Below are 22,103 nucleotides of genomic sequence, written 5' to 3' on the forward strand. Positions count from 1 at the left end.
CTGCGGGCAATTACGCTAGGCGTTCGATCTCCGCCGCCAGCTCCGCGCCGGTCATCGGTTCCCGAGCGATAACGGCGATCGTGTCGTCGCCGGCGATGGTCCCGACGACGTACGGCAGTGAGGCCCGGTCCAGGGCGCTGGCCAGGAAGTGGGCGGCGCCGGGTGGGGTGCGCAGGACGGCGATGTTGCCGCTGGCGTCGGTGGAGACCAGCAGGTCGCCGAGGAGTTTGGAGAGGCGGCCGGTGCCACCGGTGACGCCGCGGACGGGGCTGCCGTCCTCGGGGACGACGTAGACGCCCGCACCGCCGTCGGCGGCGCGCAACTTCACCGCGCCGAGTTCGTCGAGATCACGAGACAGGGTGGCCTGGGTGGTTTCGATGCCTTCGGCGGCGAGCAGGGCGGCGAGTTCGGTTTGGCTGCGCACCGAATGCGCCGACAGCAGCGCCACGATGCGGGACTGGCGGCCGGCCCGGGTCGCGGCGGTGGCCGGACCCGGGGCGCCGGTGTCGGAGGTGGGCACGCTCATCGTCGGCCGTTCTGTCTGTCGAGCAGCCACACCAGCAGCGCCTTCTGGGCGTGCAGGCGGTTCTCGGCCTCGTCCCAGACCACGCTCTGCGGGCCGTCGAGCACCTCGTCGGTGATCTCCTCGCCGCGATGAGCGGGCAGGCAGTGCAGCACAACGGCTTTCGGCTGCGCCTTGGCGAGCAGGCCGGCGTTGATCTGGAAGCGGCGGAACGGGCCGACGCGGTCGAGGCCGTCGTTCTCCTGGCCCATCGAGGTCCAGGTATCGGTGACCAGTGCGTCCGCGCCCTCGGCGGCGATGCGCGGATCGTCGGTAAGGGTGACGCTGCCGCCGGTGTCGGCCGCACGGGCCCGCGCGGCCTCCACGACCCACGGCAGCGGCGCGAAACCCTCGGGCGCGGCAATGGTGACGTGCAGGCCCGCGGTGACGCCGCCGAGCAGCAGCGAATGGGCCATATTGTTGGCGCCGTCGCCGATGTAGGCGAGCTTGCGTCCGGGCAGCGGGCCGAGCTGCTCGGTGAGGGTGAGCAGATCGGCCAGCACCTGGCACGGATGGAATTCGTTCGACAGCGCGTTCACCACGGGAACCGTTGCGGTGGCGGCCATCTCGTCGAGCCTGGACTGTTCGAAGGTGCGCCAGACGATGGCGTCGACGTAGCGCGAGAGCACCCGTCCGGTGTCGCCGAGGGTTTCCTCACGGCCCAGCTGGGTGTCGCGGCCGTCGACGACGACGGCGTGCCCGCCGAGCTGGGCGATGCCGAGCTCGAAGGAGAACCGGGTGCGGGTGGAGTTCTTCTCGAAGATCACCCCGACCCCGCGCGGGCCCTCCAGCGGACGACGCGCGAACGGCGCGCCCTTGAGTTCGGCGGCCAGGGCCAGCACCTCGGCCTGCTCGGAGGGTGTCAGGTCGTCGTCACGCAGGAAATGCCGTACCGCCGTGGCCGGGATCGAGCCGTTCACGGGGGTGGAATCGGACAGCGTCATGCGGAGGCTCCCTTCGCGTCGGCCGCGGCGAGATCGAGGATCTCGGGCAGATCGGCGACGAAGTTGTCGGATTGGGTTTCGGTGAGCACCAGCGGCGGCGCCAACCGGATGACGTTCGGCTTGGCCGGATTCACCAGATAGCCTGCGTCCCGCGCCCGCGCCTCGACCTGCGCGGCCACGTCCTCGGTGAGGACGATGCCGATCAGCAGTCCCGCGCCGCGCACGTGATCGATCAGCGGGTGTTCGAGCAGCGCGATGCCGTCGCTGAGCCGCTTGCCCAGCGATTCCACGTGCGCGAGCAGACCCTGTTCGTCGATGGTGCGCAGCACCGCGAGGGCGGCCGCCGCGCAGACCGGGTTACCGCCGAAGGTGGTGCCGTGCAGGCCGGGAGTGAGCAGGTCGGCGGCCTTGCCGGTGGCCAGCACCGCCCCGATCGGCAGCCCGCCGCCGAGGCCCTTGGCCAGGGTGATGACATCGGGGACGATGCCGACGGCCTGGTGGGCGTAGAACTTGCCGGTGCGCCCGATACCGGTCTGCACCTCGTCCAGGATCAGCAGCGCACCGTGCTTCGCGGTGATCTCGCGGGCCCGCACCAGGTAGTCCAGCGGCGGGACCACGACACCGCTCTCCCCCATCATCGGTTCGAGGAAGACCGCGGCGGTATCGGAATCGACCACCTTCTCCAGCGCGGCGGCGTCACCGTAGGGCACGTGCACCACACCGGGCGGCATCGGCTCGAACGGCGCCCGCTTGGACGGCTGCCCGGTGAGCGCGAGCGCACCCATGGTGCGGCCGTGGAAGGCCTCGTCGCAGGCGACGATCTTGCGCCGGCCGGTGAGCCGCGCGATCTTGAACGCGGCCTCGTTGGCCTCGGTGCCGGAGTTGCAGAAGAACGCTTTGCTGTCACCGGTGCGGCCGTCACCGAAGTGGTCGAGCAGCCGTTCGGCCAGTTCGATCACCGGCTCGTTGCCATAGATGTTGGACACGTGCCCGAGCGTGCCGAGCTGCTGGGTGACCGCCTCCAGGATCGCCGGATGGGCGTGGCCGAGACTGTTGACGGCGATCCCGCCGAGGAAGTCGACATAGCGATTGCCGTCGGCGTCGTAGACCACCGCGCCCGCACCGCGCACCAGCACGATGTCGGGGGTCTTGTAGTTGTGCATCAGGGCGGCCGACCACCGCTGCCGCAGGTCCTCTGTGCTCATGCTCCGGCTCCGTTTTCGTTCGTCCGCCCGGACGGTGCCGGGGTGACCATGGTCCCGATGCCCTCTCCGGTGAACAGTTCCAGCAGCACCGAATGCGGGACGCGTCCGTCGATGACGTGCGCGCTCGGCACCCCGCCACGCACCGCGCGCAGGCAGGCTTCCATCTTGGGCACCATGCCCGCATCCAGGCGCGGGAGCAACTCCGCCAGGGCGTCGGCGTCGATGGACGAGGTCAGCGACGAGCGGTCCGGCCAGTCGGTGTAGAGGCCCTCGACATCGGTGAGGACCACCAGTTTCTCCGCGCCGATGCCCTCGGCCAGTGCGGCCGCGGCGGTGTCGGCGTTGATGTTGTGCACGACGCCGTCGGCGTCGGGGGCGATGGTGGACACCACCGGGATGCGGCCGGCACCGATGAGGTCGAGCACGGCGGCGGGGTTCACCTCGGTGACGTCGCCGACCAGGCCGATATCGGTGGCCTCGCCGTCGACGTCGACGGTGCGGCGGGTGGCGGTGAACAGATGCGCGTCCTCACCGGAGATGCCGACCGCGTACGGTCCGTGCGCGTTGATCAGCCCGACGAGCTCGCGCCCGACCTGGCCGAACAGCACCATCCGCACCACATCCATGATCTCCGGTGTGGTGACCCGGAAGCCGCCGCGGAACTCGCCGGTGAGCCCGAGCCGCTTCAGCATCGCGTTGATCTGTGGGCCGCCGCCGTGCACGACGACCGGGTGCACGCCGACGGTGCGCAGGAACGCCATATCGGCGGCGAAATCGCGCTTGAGCCGGTCGTCGATCATGGCATTGCCGCCGTATTTGACGACGACGATCTTGTCGTGGAACTTCTGCAGCCACGGCAGCGCGTCGGCGAGGACGTGCGCCTTGTCCAGGGCCGAGAGGCTGTGCAGGATATCGCCGGTCATGAGCTGTAGGCCGAATTCTCTTCGACGTAGCCGTGCGAGAGGTCGGTGGTGCGGATGCTCGCGGTGCCGTCGCCGAGCCGCAGATCGATGTGGACCTCGATATCGGTGCCCGACAGGTCCACCTCGCGTGCGCCCGGTGCGCCCATGCCGTCGACGCACACCGGCTGCCCGTTGAACGACACCGAGATCAGGTTCGGGTCGAGGGTGATCGGTGCGATGCCGACGGCGGCGAGCACACGCCCCCAGTTCGGATCCGAGCCGAACAGAGCGGTCTTGACCAGACTGTCGCGCGCCACGGCGCGGGCAGCGATCAGAGCCTCGTCCTCGTCGACGGCACCGGCGACGGTGACGACCACGCGCTTGGTGACACCCTCGGCATCGGCCATCAGCTGGGCGGCCAGATCATCGCAGACCGCGAGCACGGCGGCGTCGAGTTCATCCTGCGTCGGGGTGACCTCGCTGGCGCCGTTGGCCAGCAGCAGCACGGTGTCGTTGGTGGAGCAGGAGCCGTCCACATCGAGCCGGTCGAAGGTGAGCCGGGTGGCCTTGCGCAGCGCCTGATCCAGTTGCTCGGCACTGGCCTGCGCGTCGGTGGTGAGCACGACCAGCATGGTGGCCAGCGACGGCGCGAGCATGCCCGCACCCTTGGCCATGCCGCCGACGTTCCACTTGTTCTTATGGTGGAACGACGCCTCTTTCGGCACGGTGTCGGTGGTCATGATGGCGTAGGCGGCGTCGGTGCCCCCCGACATGCCGCCGCCCATCTCGTGCACGATCTCGGTCACGGCCGGAATGAGCTTGTCCATCGGCAGCCGGTCACCGATCAGGCCGGTGGAACACACCGCGATCTCGCCCGCGCCGGTCTCGGTACCCCAATTGCTCAGTGCGGTGGCCAATTCCTCGGCGGTGCGGTGCGCGTCCTGGAAACCGCCGGGCCCGGTGCAGGCATTGGCGCCACCGGAATTGAGGATGACCGCGCGCAGCGCACCGGATTTCAGCACCTGCTGCGACCACAGCACCGGCGCGGCCTTCACCTTGTTGCGGGTGAACACCCCGGCCGCGGCGTACTCGGGTCCCTCGTTGAACACCAGCGCCAGATCGGGATTGCCGTTGGCCTTGATCCCGGCGGCGATACCCGCGGCGCGGAAACCGAGCGGCGCCGTCACACCCTGAGTGCGGATCAGCTTGCCGTCGGCGGTGTCGGTTGTCGTCACGGTGCCACTCCTACGGTGGAAAGTCCTGCGGTCTCCTCGATCCCGAGGGCCAGATTCATCGATTGCACCGCGGCGCCCGCGGTGCCCTTGGTCAAGTTGTCGACCGCGCCGATCACCACGAGCAGGCCCGCGGCCTCATCGATGGCGACCTGCAGGGCGACGGCGTTGGAACCGAGCACCGCACCGGTCTGCGGCAGCACACCTTCGGGCAGCAGATGGACGAAAGGCTCGTCGGCGTAGGCCTTCTCGTAGACCGCGCGAGCCTCGGCGGCGTCGACCTTCACCGGCGCGGTGCAGGTGGCCAGGATGCCGCGCGGCATCGGCGCGAGCACCGGGGTGAACGAGACGCTGACGTCGGTGCCGCCGGCGGCGCTGAGATTCTGCGCGATCTCCGGGGTGTGCCGGTGGGCGCCGGCGATGTTGTAGGCGCGCACCGAACCCATGACCTCCGAGCCGAGCAGGCCGACGTCGAGTTTGCGGCCCGCGCCGGAGGTGCCGCTGACCGCGACCACGTTCACCTTCGGCTCGATGATTCCGGCGGCGATGGCGGGGGCCAGCGCCAAGCTGGCGACGGTCGGGTAGCAGCCGGGGACCGCGATCCTGGTGGCGCCGCGCAGCTTGTCCCGGCCGCCGGGCAGTTCCGGCAGACCGTAGGGCCAGCTGCCCGCGTGCGGGCTGCCGTAGTACTTCTCCCACGCGGCAGCGTCGGTGAGCCGGAAGTCGGCGCCGCAGTCGATGATGACCGTCGAGTGCGGCAGCTGCTCGGCGAGCGCCGCGGACTGCCCGTGCGGCAGACCGAGGAAGACCACGTCGTGACCGGCCAGTTCCTCGACGGTGGTGGGCGCGAGCACACGGTCGGCGAGCGGCAGTAGATGCGGCTGGAGCGCACCGAGCCGGGTGCCGGCGTTGGATCCCGCGGTCAGCGCCCCGATGACGAGGCGCCCGGTTCGGTACTCCGGATGACCGAGCAGCAGGCGCAAGACCTCGCCGCCCGCGTATCCGCTGGCACCAGCAACCGCGACCCGCACGACGGGTCCGTCCGAGGAATCAACCATGTGATGATTATGCACGACCATGCAAGCTCATTCACCGGCGGTGCGGGAATTTCCCTTATCCACACTACCGCCGGATGCGCTAGGCTTAGAACATGCGTTCGAATCGCGTGTTCGACGATCGGTTGAAGGCCCTGGACAAGGCCACCGATGGTCTGCTCGCGCTCGACCTCACCCAGGCCACCGACGCCGACCTCGACGAGCTCCAGCGCCGGGTGGAATCGCGGACACGGCATCTGGCGGGCTTCGTCGTCCGGGTGGTGGCGCACCGTCGCCGACCGGGCGATCGCGAGGAATAGGCGCAGCGCGAGACCGGCGTCGCCGTTGCGGCCGGGCAAGACCGGCCCGGCGGGTTCACTCGCGCCCGGCCGCCTCGTCCCGCCCGGCCGCCTCGTCCCGCCCGGCCGCCTCGTCGGCCCCGGTCACCCTGTCCCGTCCGGTCACCCCGTCCCGTCTAGTCGCCCCGTCGGACCCGGCCGTATCGCCACGCGACCCCTGGTCGCCGCGCGCACCCACCCACCGGGCCAGTAGCGGGAACAGCAGCACCGTCGTCGCACCGGCCGCCACCATCGTGGACGCCAGCCCCTGTTCCATCAGACCGGTGCTGGTCGCCACCTGGGTGACGGCGACGATGATCGGCAGCCCGGTCGCGGCGTACAACGCCAGCTGCAACCGTTCGCGCGGGTCGCCGAGATTGGCGCCGTGCGGAACGAACCGCTCGCTGAACCACACCGGCACCCCGCGGGCCACCGCGATCGACACCACGAACAACGCCCAGGTGACCGGCTCGTCGGCCACCGCGGCCACGTCGATGCCCATCCCGGAGACGACGAAGAAGATCGGAATGAGCACCCCGTAACCAATGGTCTCGAGCGAGGCACCGATCTCCTGGCGTTCCCCGCCGAGCAGTTTGCGCAGGATGATGCCGGCGGCGAACGCGCCGAGCACCACATCGAGCCCGAACTCCTCGGCCAGCGTCATCAGCACCAGCAGCAGCAGGAACACCACCCGCACCGGCAGCTGCGCGGTCCCGGCCGACAGTTCGGTGAGCAACCGCCCGAAGGCGGGCACCCGGTCCAGGATGTGCTGATGCATCAGGCCGATCAGGGCGGCCGCGATCGCGAACAACACCAGCACCACGATCGCGGCACCGATATTGCGGCTGGTCAACAGGATCGACATGGCCACAACGGGGCCGAGCTCGCCGACGGCGCCGTGCGCGAGCACCGCTCGGCCGAGACCGGAGTCGCGGATGCCGCGCGCCTTGATGATCGGCAGCAGCGTGCCGAGGGCGGTCGAGGTCATCGCGATGGCCACCGCCGCGACCGCGGTGAACGTCGCGTCGTTGGCGACCACCGCGACGAACAGCATCGCCATCAGCAGGCAGGCGAGCCAGGTGAACCAGGCGGTGCGCCCGCGCCTACCGCGGAGCAGTTGTGGGTCGAGTTCGTAGCCGGCCAGCAGGAACAGCATGCCGAGCCCGAGTTCGCTGAGCAGATCGACGCCGCCACCGGTATCGGCCAGGCCGAGCGCGTGCGGGCCCAGCACCACCCCGAACAGCAGCAGGATCACCACGTCCGGCACATAGCCGCGCAGCAGGCGCGCGATCAGCGGTGCCGCGACGGCGGCGGTGCCGATCCAGAACAGCGACACGATCGGCGCCACGCTCGCGCTGCCGGCCGCCTCGGCCAGGTTCACCATCCGGTCATGGTGGCACGGCGCGACGACCGGTCACGGGTACGACACCGGCGATGGTGGCCGGCCGTCGTCTTCGGAGCAGAAATTTTCCGCTCGACGGTGTCGATCCGGGTGTGCGCCGTTCGTGTAGGGGATGAGACCGTGCATCGGCCGGTCCGGAAAGGAGCCGGAACAATGAGCAGAATCATTGCCGTGGTGAGCGTGACACTGGACGGCGTCATGCAGGCACCGGGGCGCGCGCAGGAGGATCCACGCGACGGATTCGCCCACGGCGGCTGGGCATACCGATTCGGCGACGAGGTGCAGGCCAGGGTGATGGCCGAGCACATGGCCGAGCACCAGGGCGCCCTGCTGCTCGGACGCCGCACCTACCTGGATTTCGCCGGATATTGGCCACACCGGTCCGGCAATCCGTTCACCGAAGTACTGAACAAGACCGACAAATACGTCGCATCGACGACGTTGATCGAACCGCTGCCGTGGCAGAATTCGATCCTGCTGGACGGAGACGCGGTCCAAGCGGTCCCCCGGCTACAGCAGCGGCGGCCCGAGCTGGATCTCGTGGTGCTCGGCAGCGGGAATCTGCTCCGATCGCTGATGGCGCACGGTCTGGTCGACGAGTATCTGCTGCAGATCCATCCACTGGTGCTCGGGAGCGGGCGGCGACTGTTCGACGGACGGACCACGCTCGGCGATCTCCACCTGGTCGACTGTGTCCGCACCACGACCGGGGTGCTGATCGCGACCTATCGCACCGCCGAGAGGAGCTGACGATGCCGCAATACCTGCTGGGGATCTACCAACCCGATACCGAGGAGGTGCCCGACGATCTCGACGAGATCATGCGCGATCTCGAGGCCCTCAACGAGGAGATCCAGGCCGCGGGCGCGTGGGTGTTCGCCGCCGGGCTGCACGCGCCGAGCGCCTCGACGGTGGTGCGGGCGAACGGGTCCGACACGCTGATCACCGACGGGCCCTACATCGAGGCGAAGGAACATATCGGCGGATTCACCATCATCGAGGTGGCCGATCTGGACGAGGCGCTGCGGTGGGCGAGCAGGCTGGCCGCGGTGGTGACCTTGCCGATCGAGGTGCGGCCACTGGCCGGGGGCTAGCGGTGCGCTCCGGCGAGCACGATCGGGACGACCGTGCGGCGCCGCCGGTGACCGAGGCGCACATCCGGGAAGTGTTCCGCGACAACTACGGTCGCGCGGTGGCCTCGCTGATCCGCGTCTTCGGCGATATCGGACTCGCCGAAGACGCGGTCCAGGACGCGTTCACCGCGGCGGTGATGCGCTGGCCGGCGGACGGGCTGCCGCCGAGCCCGCCCGGCTGGATCATCACCACCGCCCGGAACCGGGCGATCGATCGGCTGCGCCGCGACGCCTCCCGCGCCGACCGGCATGCCGAGGCCGCGCTGCTGCATGCCCGCGACGAACCGGCGCCACCGGAGACGGTGCCCGATGATCGGTTGCGGCTGATCTTCACCTGCTGTCATCCGGCGCTGGCGATGAACGCGCGGGTGGCGTTGACCTTGCGGCTGCTCGGCGGGTTGAGCACCGCCCAGATCGCGCGAGCGTTCCTGGTGCCGGAACCGACCATGGCGCAGCGACTCGTGCGCGCCAAGAACAAGATTCGCGATGCCCACATCCCCTACCGGGTGCCCGGCGCCGATGAGCTGCCACAGCGGGTGGCCTCGGTACTCGCGGTGATCTACCTGATCTTCACCGAGGGCCACACGGCCACCGGCAGCGCGGAATTGCTGCGCGCGGACCTGTGCGCCGAAGCGATTCGGCTGGGCCGGGTGCTGCGGGAATTACTGCCGGACGAGCCGGAAGTGCTCGGGCTGCTGGCGTTGATGCTGCTCACCGACGCGCGTCGCCCGGCCCGCACCGACGACGACGGCACCCCGATCGCGGTGTCCGAACAGGATCGCCGCCGGTGGGACCGGGCGCTCATCGCCGAGGGGCACGCACTCGTCCGGGAGTGCCTGCGCCGCAATACGCCGGGGCCCTACCAGATTCAGGCCGCGATCAATGCCGTGCACACCGACGCCGCGACCGCCGCCGACACCGATTGGGCGCAGATCGTGCAGCTCTACGACCAGTTGACGGCGATCGCGCCGAGCCCTGTCGTCGCGCTCAATCGCGCGGTGGCGGTCGCCGAAACCGAGGGCCCGGCCACCGCGTTGCCCCTGGTCGAGGATCTTCCGCTCGCGGACCACCATCTCTTCCATGCCGTGCGCGCGGACTTGCTGCGTCGCCTCGGCCGAGCCGAGGAAGCCCGCACCGCCTACGACGAAGCCATTCGCCGGACTACCAACGAGGCCGAACGTCGCTACCTGCTCCGCCGGCGCGAGGAGCTAGCCCGGCGGCAGGACGGCGGGCGGTGAGTCGTCCCCGGCTCGGGTGCCGACCTGCTTGCGTAGGAAGGCCTCCAGTGGAGTGAGCACGGCCTGCGGGTCGTCGACGAACGGCCAGTGCCCGAGCCCTTCCAGGATGTGGATCTCGGCGTCGGGGAAGAAGGTTCGCTGCTGGTCGGCGAAGCGCACCGGGATGTAAGGGTCGCCGTCACCCCAGATCACGCAGACCGGCAGACCATCCGCCGCGAGGCCGGAGTCCTTCTCCGGGAACGCACTGCTCGGATCGCGCGAATTCCGGTAGAGCCGCAGCACGGCCCGCTTGTGGGACCAGTCCGCGTAGCGGGCCACCCGCTCGACGTAGCTGCGCGGGATCGGGCGTGGGTTGTCGCGGCTGAGCGCGATCCGCATGGCGGGCCGGTTGCTCATCAGCTGGAACAGCTCGCCCAGGAGGGGCGTCTGCCAGATCTTGGCGTAGCGATGCCAGCGGTAGCCGTCGAGGACACCGCAGTTGATCACCGTGAGGCTCGCGAGTTCGTCGGGGTGGTCGAGCATCCACCGCATACCCCACGGCCCGCCGAAATCGTGCAGCACCAGGTGCACCCGATGCACACCCAGCTGGTCGAGCAGCACGCCGAGGAATCGCGCGTGCCCGATCACGCTGTGGTCGAACGTCCGCGGACGTTCGGAGCGCCCGAAGCCCGGCATGTCCATGGCGATCACCCGGGCGAACCCGGCGATGACCGGAGCCAGCTCGGCCCAATCGTCCATGGGACCGGGATTGCCGTGCACGAACACGACCGCTTCCGCGCTCCCGCCGGGATCACTGTCGTAGACGGCGCAGCGCACACCGTCGACCGTGTGCTGGGTGGGCTCGAGTTCCGAAATGGTGTCAGACAAGTCGCAGCATCCTTGATCGTCGCCCCCGCCAGCTCCGATGCCACTGGCTGTGCCGCGAAGCCTACCGCCACCGGAGGCCGGCGGGCCCGGCTTCGACCGATTGCCCGCCCGGCCGCGGGCGCGTTCAGCGCTTCTCGACGACCCGCTCCCCCGCGCCCGGCTTCCAGATGGTGATCTCGAGGCGATCGTCGACCACCTCCACCGATGAGGCGGTGGTGAGATCGGCGACGAAGAAGTGGTCGAACTCCTGGTCACGAATGTCGAAACCGCTGTCGTCGAACAGCTTCTGCGCGAATCGCGCATGCACCGCGCGGTCGGCGATATCGGTGACGCGCCCGAAGAGTTTGGCGTCACCATCGGAGACATGGGTGTCGACGGTGGCGGTGTGCAGGCAGAACCGGGGATCGCGGGCCAGATCCTTGAACTTCGTGGTGTTCGGCATGCCGACGATCACCAGCTGGTCCTCGAAGATCATCGGCTCGACCGGACTGATCCGCGGGAAGCCGTCGGAGCGGAGCGTGCCGAGCATGCAGAGGTTGCCGGTGGCCTTGTGGCGGCGCAGGAAGACGGTGGAGATCCGGGGCGCTTCTTCGGTGAACTGGCTCCAAGTGGTCATAACCCGACGGTACGAGCCATTGCTGACATCTTCTGTCAAGGTTTACGGCTAGTCTGCGGGTGTGCGGGCGAGCCGATTGGTGCAGTTGCTGCTGTTGCTCCAGACGCGCGGCCGGTCCACGGCGGCGCAGCTGGCGCGCGAACTGGAGGTCTCGGTGCGCACGGTCTACCGCGATATCGACGCGCTGTCGGCGGCGGGGGTGCCGGTGTACACCGAACCGGGACGGGCAGGCGGGGTCGAGCTGGTCGACGGCTACCGGACCCGTCTCACCGGGCTGACCAGCGACGAAGCCGATGCGGTACTGCTGGCCGGCCTGCCGGGCGCCGCCGCCGATCTGGGGTTGGGCACGGTGCTGGCGACCGCGCAGCTCAAGGTGCTCGCCGCGCTCCCGCCGGAACTGCGCGGCCGTGCCACCCGGATCGCCGAGCGCGTGCACATCGACGCACCCGGCTGGTTCCACCGGCCCGAACAGACTCCGACGCTGGCGACCGTCGCCGATGCGCTCTGGCACGACCGCAGGCTGGTGATCCGCTACGCCCGCAAGGACCGCACGGTCGAGCGCACCCTCGACCCACTCGGGCTCGTCTTGAAGGCCGGCACCTGGTACCTGGTCGCGCGCGAGGGCACGGCGGTGCGGTCCTATCGCGTCGGCCGCATCGAATCGGCTACACCGAGCGGCGAAACCTTCGACCGCCCGGATGATTTCGACCTGTCCGCGCATTGGACGGCGTCGGCGGGGGAATTCGCGCGGTCGATGCTGCGGGTGCGCGCACGATGCCGGATCGCCGGGACGCATCTGGGCCTGCTCCGATTGATGAACGATCCCGCGGCCGTCAGCGAGGCGTTGGCCTCGGCCGGCCCACCGGATGACGACGGCTGGGTAGAGCTGACGGTGCCCTCCGAATCCTGGGATGTGCTGATGACCGGCCTCCTCCCGCTGGGCGAATTCGCCGAGGTGATCGAACCGCCCGAACTGCGAGCCCGCTTCGCTGCCACCGCCGCCGGCATGCACGCGCTGTATCGCTAGCCGCCCGGTGGCCTGTTCACCGGCGTCCTCACTCGGGTGGTTGCCAGGTGAGCGCGGGCGCGAACGAGCCGAGCATCGCGCGCCCGGGCGTCAGCCGCAGGAGCGTATCGCGCACCAGCACCGCGGGGGCCGATGACAGATGCGCGGCGATGCCGATGCGGCGCGAGCGGCGGGCAATATCCTGGGTGCGGGGCCGGCGGATCCGGTCGTATTCGGCCAGCGCGGCAGGCACCGCATCGCTGCGGTCGAGCAGCGCCGCGAGGGTGACGGCGTCTTCGAGGCCCTGATTGGCACCCTGACCCATATTCGGGGTCATGGCGTGCGCGGCGTCACCGAGTAGTGCGACTCGCCCGAAGACGTAGCTCGACAGCGGAGGCAGTTCGTAGATGTCGTGCCGCAGCACCGAGCCGGGCGCCACGGCATCGAGCAGCGCCGGGATCGGATCGTGCCAGGCGCCGAAACGCCGCCGCACCTCGGCGTATTCGCCGTCGGATGTGCGAAGTCCCGGCGCCGAGTTGGCGACACCGAACATGTAGACGCGATCGTCGGGCAGGGCGATGACGCCGAAACGCTCACCGCGACCCCAGCTCTGGCCGCCGTCGTGCAGCGCGGGAACCGGATGCGCAGTGATCATCCGCCAGGCGGTGTAGCCGGCGTAGCGGGGCGCGGGCGCGCCGGGGAACACCGATTGCCGTACCGCGCTGTGGATTCCGTCGGCACCGATGACGAGGTCGGCGCTGGACACGCCACCGCTGTGCACTACCTCGACCTGATCATCGGCGTGTTCGACGCCGGTGACAGTGCAGCCGAGCCGCACGGTTTCGGCCGGTACCGCACTGCTCAGGATCTCGAACAGGTCCGCCCGGGGGATCATCACCACTTCGCCGAAGCGACGTTCCAGCTCGGCGGTGTCGGTGCGGGTGAGCCAGCGGCCATCGGGCCTGCGGATGCCCGCGTCGGTGTCGGCCATCGCTCGCTCGCGCACCGGGGCACCAAGGCCGATCCGGTCCAGTGCGCGTAATCCGTTGGCCCACAGGGTCAATCCCGAGCCCGCCTCACCGACCGCCGCGGCGCGTTCGAGGATCTCGATCCGCCAGCCCCGCCGGGCCAGGGCGACGGCGGTCGCGAGACCGCCGATCCCCGCGCCCACGATGATCGCGCGCTGTTCCGTGTGCCGCGTCGCCGCCATCCCAGCCTCCACTACATCCGTAGTAACAATTACTACAAATGTAGTATGGATTCCGTGGAACAGAAACACTCGGTGGGCCAGAACACACCCGCGAGCCCGCACCCGCCCGGTCAGGGCGCGGAACCGACCAGGCGCGAACGCGTGCTCGACGCCGCGATCGATCTGCTCGGCGCCCGCGGCCCCCGCGCACTGACCCACCGCGCGGTCGATGAAGCCGCCGCCGTACCCGTCGGCACCACCTCCAACTACTTCCGCACCCGCGAGGCGCTGCTCACCGGGATCACCGAACGCTTGGAGCAACGCGACTACGCGGACTGGTCGGCGCTGACCACCGCCCCGCTGCCGGACACGGTCGAGCAGCTCGCGGCCGGAATGGCGCGGTTCGTCGGGCACGCCGTCACCGCCGACCGCACCCGCACCCTCGCCAGATACGCGCTGTTCCTGGAGGCGCAGTCCGCGCCGGCGGTGCTGGCGTCCTTGCAGCGCGGGCACTCCCGGCTGTCCGCATGGGCAGGCGCGATGCTGCGGGCCGTCGGTGCGGGCGAATGGACGACGACGCCGATGGTGGACTATCTCGAGGGCCTCATCATGCATCGCCTGATCTCGGACGAGGCGGCCAGCGATCCGGCGCCGCAACTGCACCTGATGTTGCGCGCGCTGCTCAGCGCATCGGACGACAGCAGCGGTTGAATCGCCGACCGGGCCGGAAACACCTGCCCGCAGCAGGATTTCGCGTGCTAACCGGAGTTGCGCAGCGCCGTGGCCAGTCCGTTCATGGTGAGCAGGATCCCGCGCTTCACCAGTTCGGAGTCATCGCCCGCCCGCAATCGTCGCAGCAATTCCACCTGCATCTGGTTCAGCGGTTCCAGGTAGGGGAAACGGTTGTGAATGGATTCGGCCAGTGACGGGTTGTCCGAGAGCAGGTGATCGTTGCCGGTGATGGCGGCGTGCATGCGGATGGTGCGGGCATGCTCCTCGCTGATCATGCCGAAGATCTGCTCGCGCAGCGCCCGATCCTCGACCAGTTCGGCGTAGCGCTGCGCGATGGCGAGATCGCTTTTCGCCATCACCTGCGCCAGATTGGACAGCACGGTACGGAAGAACGGCCAGCGCCGATACAGATCGGCCAGGGTCGCCAGCCGTCGCGGACCGTCACCGACCCAGTCCTCGAGCGCGGTGCCGGTGCCGTACCAGCCGGGCAGCATCACCCGCGCCTGACTCCACGACATCACCCACGGAATGGCCCGCAGATCGGCGACCGAATTGGTGGGCTTGCGTGAGGCGGGCCTGCTGCCGATGTTCAGGTCACCGACCTCGGCGACCGGGGTGGACTGGCGGAAGTACTCGACGAAACCCGGTGTGTCGTGCACCAGCCGGGCATACGCGGCGCGCGCCCTGGCGGCCAGCTCGTCCATCAGCTGGTAGGACGGTTCGGCGTCGGCGCCGAGGCCCTCCACGTCCAGCAGTGTCGATTCCAGGGTGCCCGCGATCAGCGACTCCAGATTCCGGTGCGCCGAACCGGATTCGGCGTACTTGGCCGCGATCACCTCGCCCTGTTCGGTGAGCCGCAGCGACCCGTACACCGCACCGGCGGGCTGGGCCAGGATGGCGTCATAGCTGCGGCCACCACCGCGGCCGACCGTGCCGCCGCGGCCGTGGAACAGCCGCAATCGGATCCCGGTCTTGCGCGCCACCTCCACCAGATCCAGTTCGGCCCGGTACAGCGCCCAGTTCGCGGCCAGATAGCCGCCGTCCTTGTTGGAATCGGAGTAGCCGAGCATCACTTCCTGGCGCATCCCCTTGGCTGCCACCAGATCCCGGTACACCGGCACTTCCAGCGCCGCCGCCAAGGTCGCCGCACCCGCCCCGAGATCCTCGATGGTCTCGAACAACGGCACGATGCCGGCCGCGCAACTCGGCGAACCGCCGGGCGCACCCGGATCCAGCAGCCCGCCCTCCTTCAGCAGCAGCGCGGCCTCGAGCATGTCGCTCACCGAGGTGCACATGCTGATGATGTAGTTCGGGATGGCGGGCTCACCGAAGGTCGCGACCACCTCGGCCGCGGCGCGCACGATATCGAGTTCCTTGGCCGCGAGTTCGCTCAACCGCGCGTGCGGGCCGAGCAGCGGGCGGCGGGTGCTCAGCTCCGCCGCCAGGATGCGCACCCGCTCCGGTTCCGGCAGGCTCACGTAGTCCTGGTGCACGCCTGCCCACGCCAGCAGTTCGGCCACAACCTGCTCGTGCACCTCCGAGTTCTGCCGCATATCCAGGCCCTGGAGGTGGAAACCGAACGTTTCCACGGCATGGCGCAGCGCGGCGAGGCGGTCATCGGCGAGCAGGCCGTCACCGGAGGCGCGCAGGGAGGCGTCGATGGCGTCGAGATCGTCGAGCAGCGATTGCGGATCGGAGTAGGCGGGGGCGCCGGTGCCCGTCGCGTCGGGTGTGCCGGCGGTGACCTGGCCAACGCCGATGCCCGCTCCCACTCCGAGCGCGACGACACCGGTCGAACGCAACGGAACGCCGAGCGCGGCCTCCGCTGTGGTGGTCAACCTTTCCCGGATACGGTGCAGCGCACGGCGATACGGCTCGTCGGCGTGGATCGAGGGGTCGGCGTAGCCCGCGGCGGCCAGTTCCGCCACCGCCTCGCTCACCCGCACCAGCCGCCCGGACTGCGACAGCGTCTTCTCCAGCTCCACAAGTTCCCGCAGATAGCGGCCGAACGCCAGGCCGGCCGCCTGCCCGGCCGCGGTGCGCACCACCTCGGCGGTGACGTACGGGTTGCCGTCGCGGTCACCACCGATCCAGGAACCAGGCCGCAGGATCGGCTTCGGCAGCAGCTCGGCGTCGGGCCAGCGGGAGCGCAGCGCCGCCCGGACCTCGGCGTTGATCGCCGGGATGACATCGAACAGTGTGAGCTCGTAATAGCGCAGCCCCACCGCGATCTCGTCCTGGATCCGCAGCCGCGCCAGCCGGATCAACGCCGTGCGCCACAGGGTCAGGACCTGACGGCGGATTTCCACTTCGAGGCCCGCGCGGTCACGTTCCGGGTAGTGCTGACGCCTGCGCATCAGTTCGGTGATCCGGCTCTGCACGTCGAACACCGTGCGGCGCCTGGTCTCGGTGGGGTGTGCGGTGATCACCGGCGACACCAGTGCGTCGGTGAGCAGATCGGCGACCTTCGCAGCCGGCAGCGCGGCCGCGTCGAGCTTGCGGTAGGTGGCCGCCAGCGACGAATCCTGCGGCGGCTCCCCGGCCGCCTCGTGTGCGGCTCGGCGCCGGTCGCGTTGCAGATCCTCGGCGAGATTGGCCAGCAGGACGAAATAGCTGAAGGCCCGGATCAGCGGCAGGGCCACATCGATGTCGACCCCGTCGAGCATGTCGGCGACGGCGCTGCGCCCGACCTCCTCCCGGCGTACCCGGAACGCCTCGACCCTGACCCGTTCGATGAGGTCGAACACCTCGGGACCTTCGTGGTCCCGGATGGTGTCGCCGAGTACGCCGCCGAGGAATCGGATGTCCTCGCGCAGCGGCCGGGTCGCGTCCTGCTCGGTCTCGATCCGCGGTTCGGTCATGTTCCGACAGTACTGCCGGAGATTGCCGAACATCTGCTCGGTCGGGCGGTGCGCCGGGCGGGAGGAGACGGTGCGGCGGATGCTCGCGCACCCGTCACCGGCGAGGGCGCAACCTCACAGTTCCCGGATGATCCGCGCCGGGTTGCCCGCCGCGAACACCCGGTCCGGCAGATCGCGGGTGACCACGCTGCCCGCGCCGACCACCGTGTCGTCGCCGATGGTGACCCCGGGACAGACGATCACCCCGCCGCCGAACCAGACGTTGTTCCCGATGACGATGGGCGCCGCCGACTCCCACCGCTGCCTGCGCCGCTCATGGTCGTCCATCGGGTGCAGGGCCGTCAGCAGCTGGCAGCGCGGGCCGATCGAGACGTCGTCGCCGATGGTGATGGGCGCGCAATCCAGCAGGATCGCATCGTAATTGAGGAAACTGTTCGCGCCGATCTCGATCAGGTAGCCGTAGTCGCACTGGAAGCGGGGCATGATCCAGGAACCCTCCCCCAGCTTGCCGAGCAGCTGCCGCAGCACGGTCTCGCGCCGTTCGGTCTCCTCGGGGCCGGTGCGGTTGAACTCGTCGCAGAGTGCTTGTGCCCGCCGCCGCTCGGCGACCAGCTCCGGATCGTTGTCCCGGTACAGCTCGCCGGCCAGCATTCGCGCCTTCTGTTCACCCATGCGGCCAGGTTAGCGGCGCTCGACGATCAGCTGCCGTCGCGCGCGGACACCGGCTTCGGCACACCCTGTTCGGTATCGTTCTGCGCGTCGGCGCCAGATCCCATGGCCCGGCACGCAACGGGAGGGCGAGATGGTGGACGGGGAGCCGTTCGGTCGATACCGCTTGGGCCGGATCATCGGCGAGGGCGGCATGGGGCGGGTATACGAGGCGTTCGATACGGCGACAGAGCGCACGGTCGCGCTGAAGGTCCTGCCCGAGGCACTGGCGGGCAATCGGGAATTCCGCGAACGATTCCGGCGGGAAGCCCATGCCGCGGCCCGGCTCAGCGAACCGCATATCGTGCCGATCCACGACTACGGCGAGATCGGCGGACGGCTGTTCCTCGATATGCGCCTGATCGACGGCGTGGATCTGGCCACCGTGCTCGCCGAGCGCGGTCCGCTGAGGCCCGAGCGGGCGGTGCACGTCATCGAACAGGTGGCCGCCGCGCTCGACGCCGCGCACGCCGCCGGGCTGGTGCACCGCGATGTCAAACCGTCCAACATCGTGCTCGGCGATCGCGATTTCGCCTATCTGATCGATTTCGGCATCGCCCGCGACGATTCCGCGACCGCGATGACCAGCGTCGGCACCACCCTCGGCACCTTCGCCTACATGGCACCGGAACGCTTCACGCCAGGACAGCAGACCGACGCCCGCGCCGACCTCTACTCCCTTGCCTGCGTGCTCTACGAATGCCTCACCGGCGCTCGGCCTTTCCCCGGCACCGTGGTAGCCGAGCAGATCGCCGCCCATCTCACCGCCGAACCGCCGCGTCCCAGCCGCGCCCGGGACGAGGTTCCCGCCGCCCTCGACGCGGTGATCGCGCGCGGGATGGCCAAGTCGGCGGATCAGCGCTATCGCAGTGCCGGCGAGTTCGCGGTGGCCGCCCGGCGTGCGCTCGATCCGGTCGGACCGGTGGATGCGAGCTCGGGGCGGCAGGAGGCGGTGTCCGGTGGGTCGGTGGCGCCCACCGTGCGGGCTTCGCACGCGACGCACGAACCGGTCGCCACCCGCGAACCGGGGATCGGCGGGCTTGCGGTGGCCTGCCTCGTGGTGGTCTGCGGACTGTCGTCGGCGCGGCTGATCGCGGCGTTGGCGAGCTACGGTGAGCCGCACTCGCGAAGCTTTCCCGATTACTGGCTCCCGGTGTTGGTGCTGGCGGCGGTGGCGGCGCTTGCGGTCCGCGCCCTGATCGTGCGCAGGCGCTCCACCGTCATCGTGTTCGCCTGCGTGCTGTTCGTCGCGGCTTTTCCGATGGCGCTCGGCGATTGGCCCGCCGATGTCACCGCCGATGTGCTGACCATGCTGGGGGTGAGTCGTGCGCTGGTGTTGCTGATCGTGTTCGCTGCGGCGGCCGTGCTGATGGGCGTCGGCGTGGCCGCCGGCGCGCCGCGCCGCGCGGTGGTGCCAGGACCGGGCGGCGCTGGTTCCGGTGGCGGTGGCACCGCGATGGCGTACGCCTCCTGGACGCAGCGGGTGGGCGCCGCGCTGCTGGACGGTCTGCCCGCGGGCCTGCTCACGGGCTCGGGTATGGGGCTCATGCGGGCATCGAGCCCCTCTCCCGGCGAGAGCACCGGCGGTGGCGTCGCGGTGATGATGCTCTGCTATGCGGCGCTGCTGGCGTATCTGCTCTGGAACGTCGGATTCCGGCAGGGCAGGTCCGGGCAGACCTGGGGCAAGCAGGTCGTCGGTATCTCGGTGGTCGGCGCGCAGACGGGCCGCCCGCTCGGCGTCGGCACATCCGTCGGGCGGCAACTCGCGCACATCGTGGATGCCCTGCCGTGCTACCTCGGATTCCTGTTCCCGCTCTGGGATGCCAAGGCGCAGACCCTCGCCGACAAGATGATCGGCTCGGTGGTCGTGCGGGGGGCGATCGCAGAGACGATGCTGCCACCGGGCGCGGGCGGCATCGATATCTCGCACACACCGTCGAATCACGCTGTCGACGCCCCGCATCCGGCCATCAACCCCGTCCCGCATGCGGGTGCCGCCCAGCTGGACCCACGCATGGACACCACCCGCTCGGCTCCGTCTTCTGCCGCCGACTCACGCCACGCGGTCACGGAGGTGGCCCCGCATGCGGCGCCCGCCGACGCCGGTGCACGGGTGGCCGGCCCCTGGCCCGACCCTGGTTCGGCGGTTCCTCCGAGAGCCGAGGCCCGGACGACCGCAACCGATTCCGACCTCGGGCCCACGAGCCGGACGAGCACCGAGGTCATGATCGGTGCGGCGGCCCTGGCCGTGGTGGCGGTTGTCGGTGTCGCCGTGGCCGTCACCCAGGCCGAGTCGAGATCCGGCCGGGAGCGCATGCCCGCGATCACCTCCGCCATCGAGGTGCCGGCGGGAGCACACGACATCGCGCTCGATCCGGCCGGCCGGAAGGCCTACGTCAGGGGCAATCTCGGCGGACCGGTGTCGGTGATCGATACCGGGACGAACACGGTCGTCGCGACCATTCCCGTCGGTCCCGAAACCGGTGGTGTGGCGGTCGACCCGGGCCGCGGCACGCTCTACGTGACCGACCGCGGCGAGCGCACAGTGACGCTGATCGACACCGGAACGCACCGAGACGTCGCCACGATTCCCGTCGGCTACGACCCGCAGTCGGTGATCGTCGATCCCGATTCGGCGACGATCTACGTCATCGGTGGCAGCCAGGTGTCGATCATCGATACCGGCACTCGGACGGTGACCGCGACCATTCCGGTCGACAGCAGCACTCGCAAAGCTGCCCTCGATCCCGGCGCCGACACCCTCTACGTCGTCGCGGACCAGGGCCTGATGATGATCGACACCAGGAGCAACACTGTCACCGGCAGCCTGGACATCCCCACTTACGACGACTACACGAGCCCGCTCGATGTCACGGTGGATCCAGCCACGCACACCGTCTATGTGACCGCGTACGGCGGGAACGACTCCGAAGACCGGTCACTGTCGATCATCGACCCGAAGAGTGGTGCACTGCTGGCCGCCCCCACAGCCGACGGCAATGCCCTCGATATCGCCATCGACCCGAGCGAACACACCGTGTATATCGCCAACTACACCGACGTTCAGCTGATCGACACGCAGACGCGGACCCAGATCGGCTCGATCGAGCTCGTGGCCGGGCAGAGCGCCGAGGACATCGCGGTCGATCCCACCTCGCACACCGTCTACGTGGCCGACGGTCCGTCGGTGCAGGTGATCAGCCGCTGATGGCCGCGGCTACCCGAGGGCGGCGGCCAACCGATCGGTGACGTCGATCAACCACGCCTCGTCCCCGTGCCGCCGGCCCCACAGCGTGGACTCGACCGCCCGCACCTGCGCCCACCTGCGGGCCCGCTCGCGGTCGAGTTCGGCCGCCTCGCAAAATATTTCGAGCCCGCGCAGCAGCTGCGGCACCGCGTCGGGCGCGAACAGCAGATGCGCGAAACGCAGGCTGCGGATAACGGTGAACGTGTCGTACGCGGGGTCGCCGACGTAGCCCTTCGGGTCGATCGCCAGGAACGGCTCGCGGTCCCCGAGCAACACATTCGCATCGTGCAGGTCGCCGTGGACGAGCGTGCCCGGCTGATCCGGGCCGAGATCGCGCAGGGTTTCCAGGGCGGCGTCACGCACACGCGGCGGCAGCGGATCGCCGAATTCCATGGAGAGCTCGGTTATTTCGGTGGCCCACTCGGCGGTGAGATCGGCCAGCAGCGGAAGCCCGGGCGGGGCTTCGACCGCGAGCCGGCGCGACACCTGCCCGATGGCCGACACCGCGGTATCGAAATCCTCGATCTCGGCCAGGGTGCCGCAGGCACGTTCGAGCAGCATCGCGAACCGATCGTCGTCGCGTTCGAACAACCGGACCGCGCCGCGCCCGGCCCAGGCGGCGAACGCGTGCGGTTCGAACACGTTGCCCGGATGCGGGAACGACACCTTCAGCACCGCGGGCGGCAGATCCGCCCGCCGGACCGGCACCACCAGCCCCACCCGCCCGTGCAGCACCGGCCCATCCGGCACGCACGACCACCGGTGCAGCAGTTCGTCGACGAGGGCGGGCAGCGCGGCGATCCACCGCTGCCCGGATTCCCCTTCCCTGCCGACGGTCTCACGCACGAAGTCCTCCGGGATCGCGATCACTCCTCGACTCTAAGGAC

At 69.7% G+C, this 22,103-nt stretch carries 20 protein-coding genes; 7 read left to right on the forward strand and 13 right to left on the reverse strand.

The window, feature by feature from the left end; genetic code table 11:
- Window positions 1-10: 10 nt before the first annotated feature.
- Genes AC4HOU_RS18985 through argC form a run of 6 tightly spaced genes read right to left on the reverse strand, consistent with a single transcriptional unit; the run spans window position 11 to window position 5,903 of the window.
- Window positions 11-526 (reverse strand): arginine repressor, encoded by a 516-nt coding sequence (locus AC4HOU_RS18985; RefSeq protein WP_163813795.1) that lies wholly within the window; start codon window positions 524-526, stop codon window positions 11-13.
- The gene (gene argF / locus AC4HOU_RS18990) at window positions 523-1,506 is read right to left on the reverse strand and encodes an ornithine carbamoyltransferase (protein WP_490724867.1); all 984 of its coding nucleotides are present in this window, start codon (window positions 1,504-1,506) and stop codon (window positions 523-525) included. Before argF ends, AC4HOU_RS18985 begins: the two co-directional genes overlap by 4 nt.
- Window positions 1,503-2,711 carry an acetylornithine transaminase gene (locus AC4HOU_RS18995; RefSeq protein ID WP_195020968.1) on the reverse strand — a complete coding sequence of 403 codons (1,209 nt, stop codon included), beginning with the start codon at window positions 2,709-2,711 and terminating at the stop codon, window positions 1,503-1,505. Before AC4HOU_RS18995 ends, argF begins: the two co-directional genes overlap by 4 nt.
- The gene (gene argB / locus AC4HOU_RS19000) at window positions 2,708-3,634 is read right to left on the reverse strand and encodes an acetylglutamate kinase (protein ID WP_163813792.1); all 927 of its coding nucleotides are present in this window, start codon (window positions 3,632-3,634) and stop codon (window positions 2,708-2,710) included. The genes AC4HOU_RS18995 and argB overlap by 4 nt, the downstream gene beginning before the upstream one ends.
- Window positions 3,631-4,848, reverse strand: coding sequence for a bifunctional glutamate N-acetyltransferase/amino-acid acetyltransferase ArgJ (gene argJ / locus AC4HOU_RS19005; protein WP_195020969.1), 1,218 nt, complete (start codon window positions 4,846-4,848; stop codon window positions 3,631-3,633). Before argJ ends, argB begins: the two co-directional genes overlap by 4 nt.
- Window positions 4,845-5,903 (reverse strand): N-acetyl-gamma-glutamyl-phosphate reductase, encoded by a 1,059-nt coding sequence (gene argC, locus AC4HOU_RS19010; RefSeq protein WP_194992840.1) that lies wholly within the window; start codon window positions 5,901-5,903, stop codon window positions 4,845-4,847. The genes argJ and argC overlap by 4 nt, the downstream gene beginning before the upstream one ends.
- A gap of 92 nt (window positions 5,904-5,995) precedes the next feature.
- On the opposite strand from argC, the gene AC4HOU_RS19015 reads away from it, so the two are divergent.
- Window positions 5,996-6,199: a hypothetical protein gene (locus tag AC4HOU_RS19015; RefSeq protein WP_195020970.1), complete on the forward strand. Its 204-nt coding sequence runs from the start codon at window positions 5,996-5,998 to the stop codon at window positions 6,197-6,199.
- 55 nt (window positions 6,200-6,254) lie between these two features.
- On the opposite strand, the gene AC4HOU_RS19020 is transcribed toward AC4HOU_RS19015, so the two are convergent.
- The gene (locus tag AC4HOU_RS19020) at window positions 6,255-7,601 is read right to left on the reverse strand and encodes a cation:proton antiporter (RefSeq protein WP_195020971.1); all 1,347 of its coding nucleotides are present in this window, start codon (window positions 7,599-7,601) and stop codon (window positions 6,255-6,257) included.
- A 171-nt stretch (window positions 7,602-7,772) separates the two neighbouring features.
- Between AC4HOU_RS19020 and AC4HOU_RS19025 the strand changes: the two genes are divergently transcribed.
- The 3 genes from AC4HOU_RS19025 to AC4HOU_RS19035 are packed head-to-tail and all read left to right on the forward strand — an operon-like array spanning window position 7,773 to window position 9,990.
- Window positions 7,773-8,369, forward strand: coding sequence for a dihydrofolate reductase family protein (locus tag AC4HOU_RS19025; RefSeq protein WP_490724868.1), 597 nt, complete (start codon window positions 7,773-7,775; stop codon window positions 8,367-8,369).
- Window positions 8,370-8,371: 2 nt separating this feature from the next.
- Entirely contained in the window at window positions 8,372-8,713 is a 342-nt protein-coding gene (locus AC4HOU_RS19030) for a YciI family protein (RefSeq protein WP_490724869.1), read from the forward strand.
- A gap of 47 nt (window positions 8,714-8,760) precedes the next feature.
- The gene (locus AC4HOU_RS19035; RefSeq protein ID WP_490724870.1) at window positions 8,761-9,990 is read left to right on the forward strand and encodes an RNA polymerase sigma factor; all 1,230 of its coding nucleotides are present in this window, start codon (window positions 8,761-8,763) and stop codon (window positions 9,988-9,990) included.
- On the opposite strand, the gene AC4HOU_RS19040 is transcribed toward AC4HOU_RS19035, so the two are convergent.
- Window positions 9,961-10,857 carry an alpha/beta fold hydrolase gene (locus tag AC4HOU_RS19040; protein WP_490724871.1) on the reverse strand — a complete coding sequence of 299 codons (897 nt, stop codon included), beginning with the start codon at window positions 10,855-10,857 and terminating at the stop codon, window positions 9,961-9,963. The two genes, AC4HOU_RS19035 and AC4HOU_RS19040, sit on opposite strands and share 30 nt — an antisense overlap.
- Window positions 10,858-10,981: 124 nt before the next feature.
- A complete protein-coding gene (locus AC4HOU_RS19045) occupies window positions 10,982-11,473 on the reverse strand; it encodes a pyridoxamine 5'-phosphate oxidase family protein (RefSeq protein ID WP_163813784.1) in 492 nt (163 codons plus the stop codon).
- A 61-nt stretch (window positions 11,474-11,534) separates the two neighbouring features.
- Between AC4HOU_RS19045 and AC4HOU_RS19050 the strand changes: the two genes are divergently transcribed.
- Complete coding sequence (locus tag AC4HOU_RS19050) at window positions 11,535-12,500, forward strand: helix-turn-helix transcriptional regulator (protein ID WP_194990249.1); 966 nt, start codon at window positions 11,535-11,537, stop codon at window positions 12,498-12,500.
- 28 nt (window positions 12,501-12,528) lie between these two features.
- Here the strand turns inward: AC4HOU_RS19050 and AC4HOU_RS19055 are convergent, their stop codons facing one another.
- Window positions 12,529-13,689 carry an FAD-dependent oxidoreductase gene (locus AC4HOU_RS19055; protein WP_490724872.1) on the reverse strand — a complete coding sequence of 387 codons (1,161 nt, stop codon included), beginning with the start codon at window positions 13,687-13,689 and terminating at the stop codon, window positions 12,529-12,531.
- A gap of 54 nt (window positions 13,690-13,743) precedes the next feature.
- On the opposite strand from AC4HOU_RS19055, the gene AC4HOU_RS19060 reads away from it, so the two are divergent.
- A complete protein-coding gene (locus AC4HOU_RS19060) occupies window positions 13,744-14,379 on the forward strand; it encodes a TetR/AcrR family transcriptional regulator (RefSeq protein ID WP_324197418.1) in 636 nt (211 codons plus the stop codon).
- A gap of 47 nt (window positions 14,380-14,426) precedes the next feature.
- On the opposite strand, the gene ppc is transcribed toward AC4HOU_RS19060, so the two are convergent.
- Together ppc and AC4HOU_RS19070 are read right to left on the reverse strand one after the other, a co-directional pair.
- Entirely contained in the window at window positions 14,427-17,261 is a 2,835-nt protein-coding gene (gene ppc, locus AC4HOU_RS19065) for a phosphoenolpyruvate carboxylase (protein WP_490724873.1), read from the reverse strand.
- Between the two features lie 114 nt (window positions 17,262-17,375).
- A complete protein-coding gene (locus AC4HOU_RS19070) occupies window positions 17,376-17,933 on the reverse strand; it encodes a sugar O-acetyltransferase (protein ID WP_163813779.1) in 558 nt (185 codons plus the stop codon).
- Between the two features lie 130 nt (window positions 17,934-18,063).
- Between AC4HOU_RS19070 and AC4HOU_RS19075 the strand changes: the two genes are divergently transcribed.
- Complete coding sequence (locus tag AC4HOU_RS19075; protein WP_195020979.1) at window positions 18,064-21,177, forward strand: protein kinase domain-containing protein; 3,114 nt, start codon at window positions 18,064-18,066, stop codon at window positions 21,175-21,177.
- A gap of 9 nt (window positions 21,178-21,186) precedes the next feature.
- Here the strand turns inward: AC4HOU_RS19075 and AC4HOU_RS19080 are convergent, their stop codons facing one another.
- Window positions 21,187-22,086, reverse strand: coding sequence for an aminoglycoside phosphotransferase family protein (locus AC4HOU_RS19080; RefSeq protein WP_195020980.1), 900 nt, complete (start codon window positions 22,084-22,086; stop codon window positions 21,187-21,189).
- Window positions 22,087-22,103 lie beyond the last annotated feature (17 nt).

This window comes from Nocardia sp. JCM 38205, from assembly GCF_058222935.1.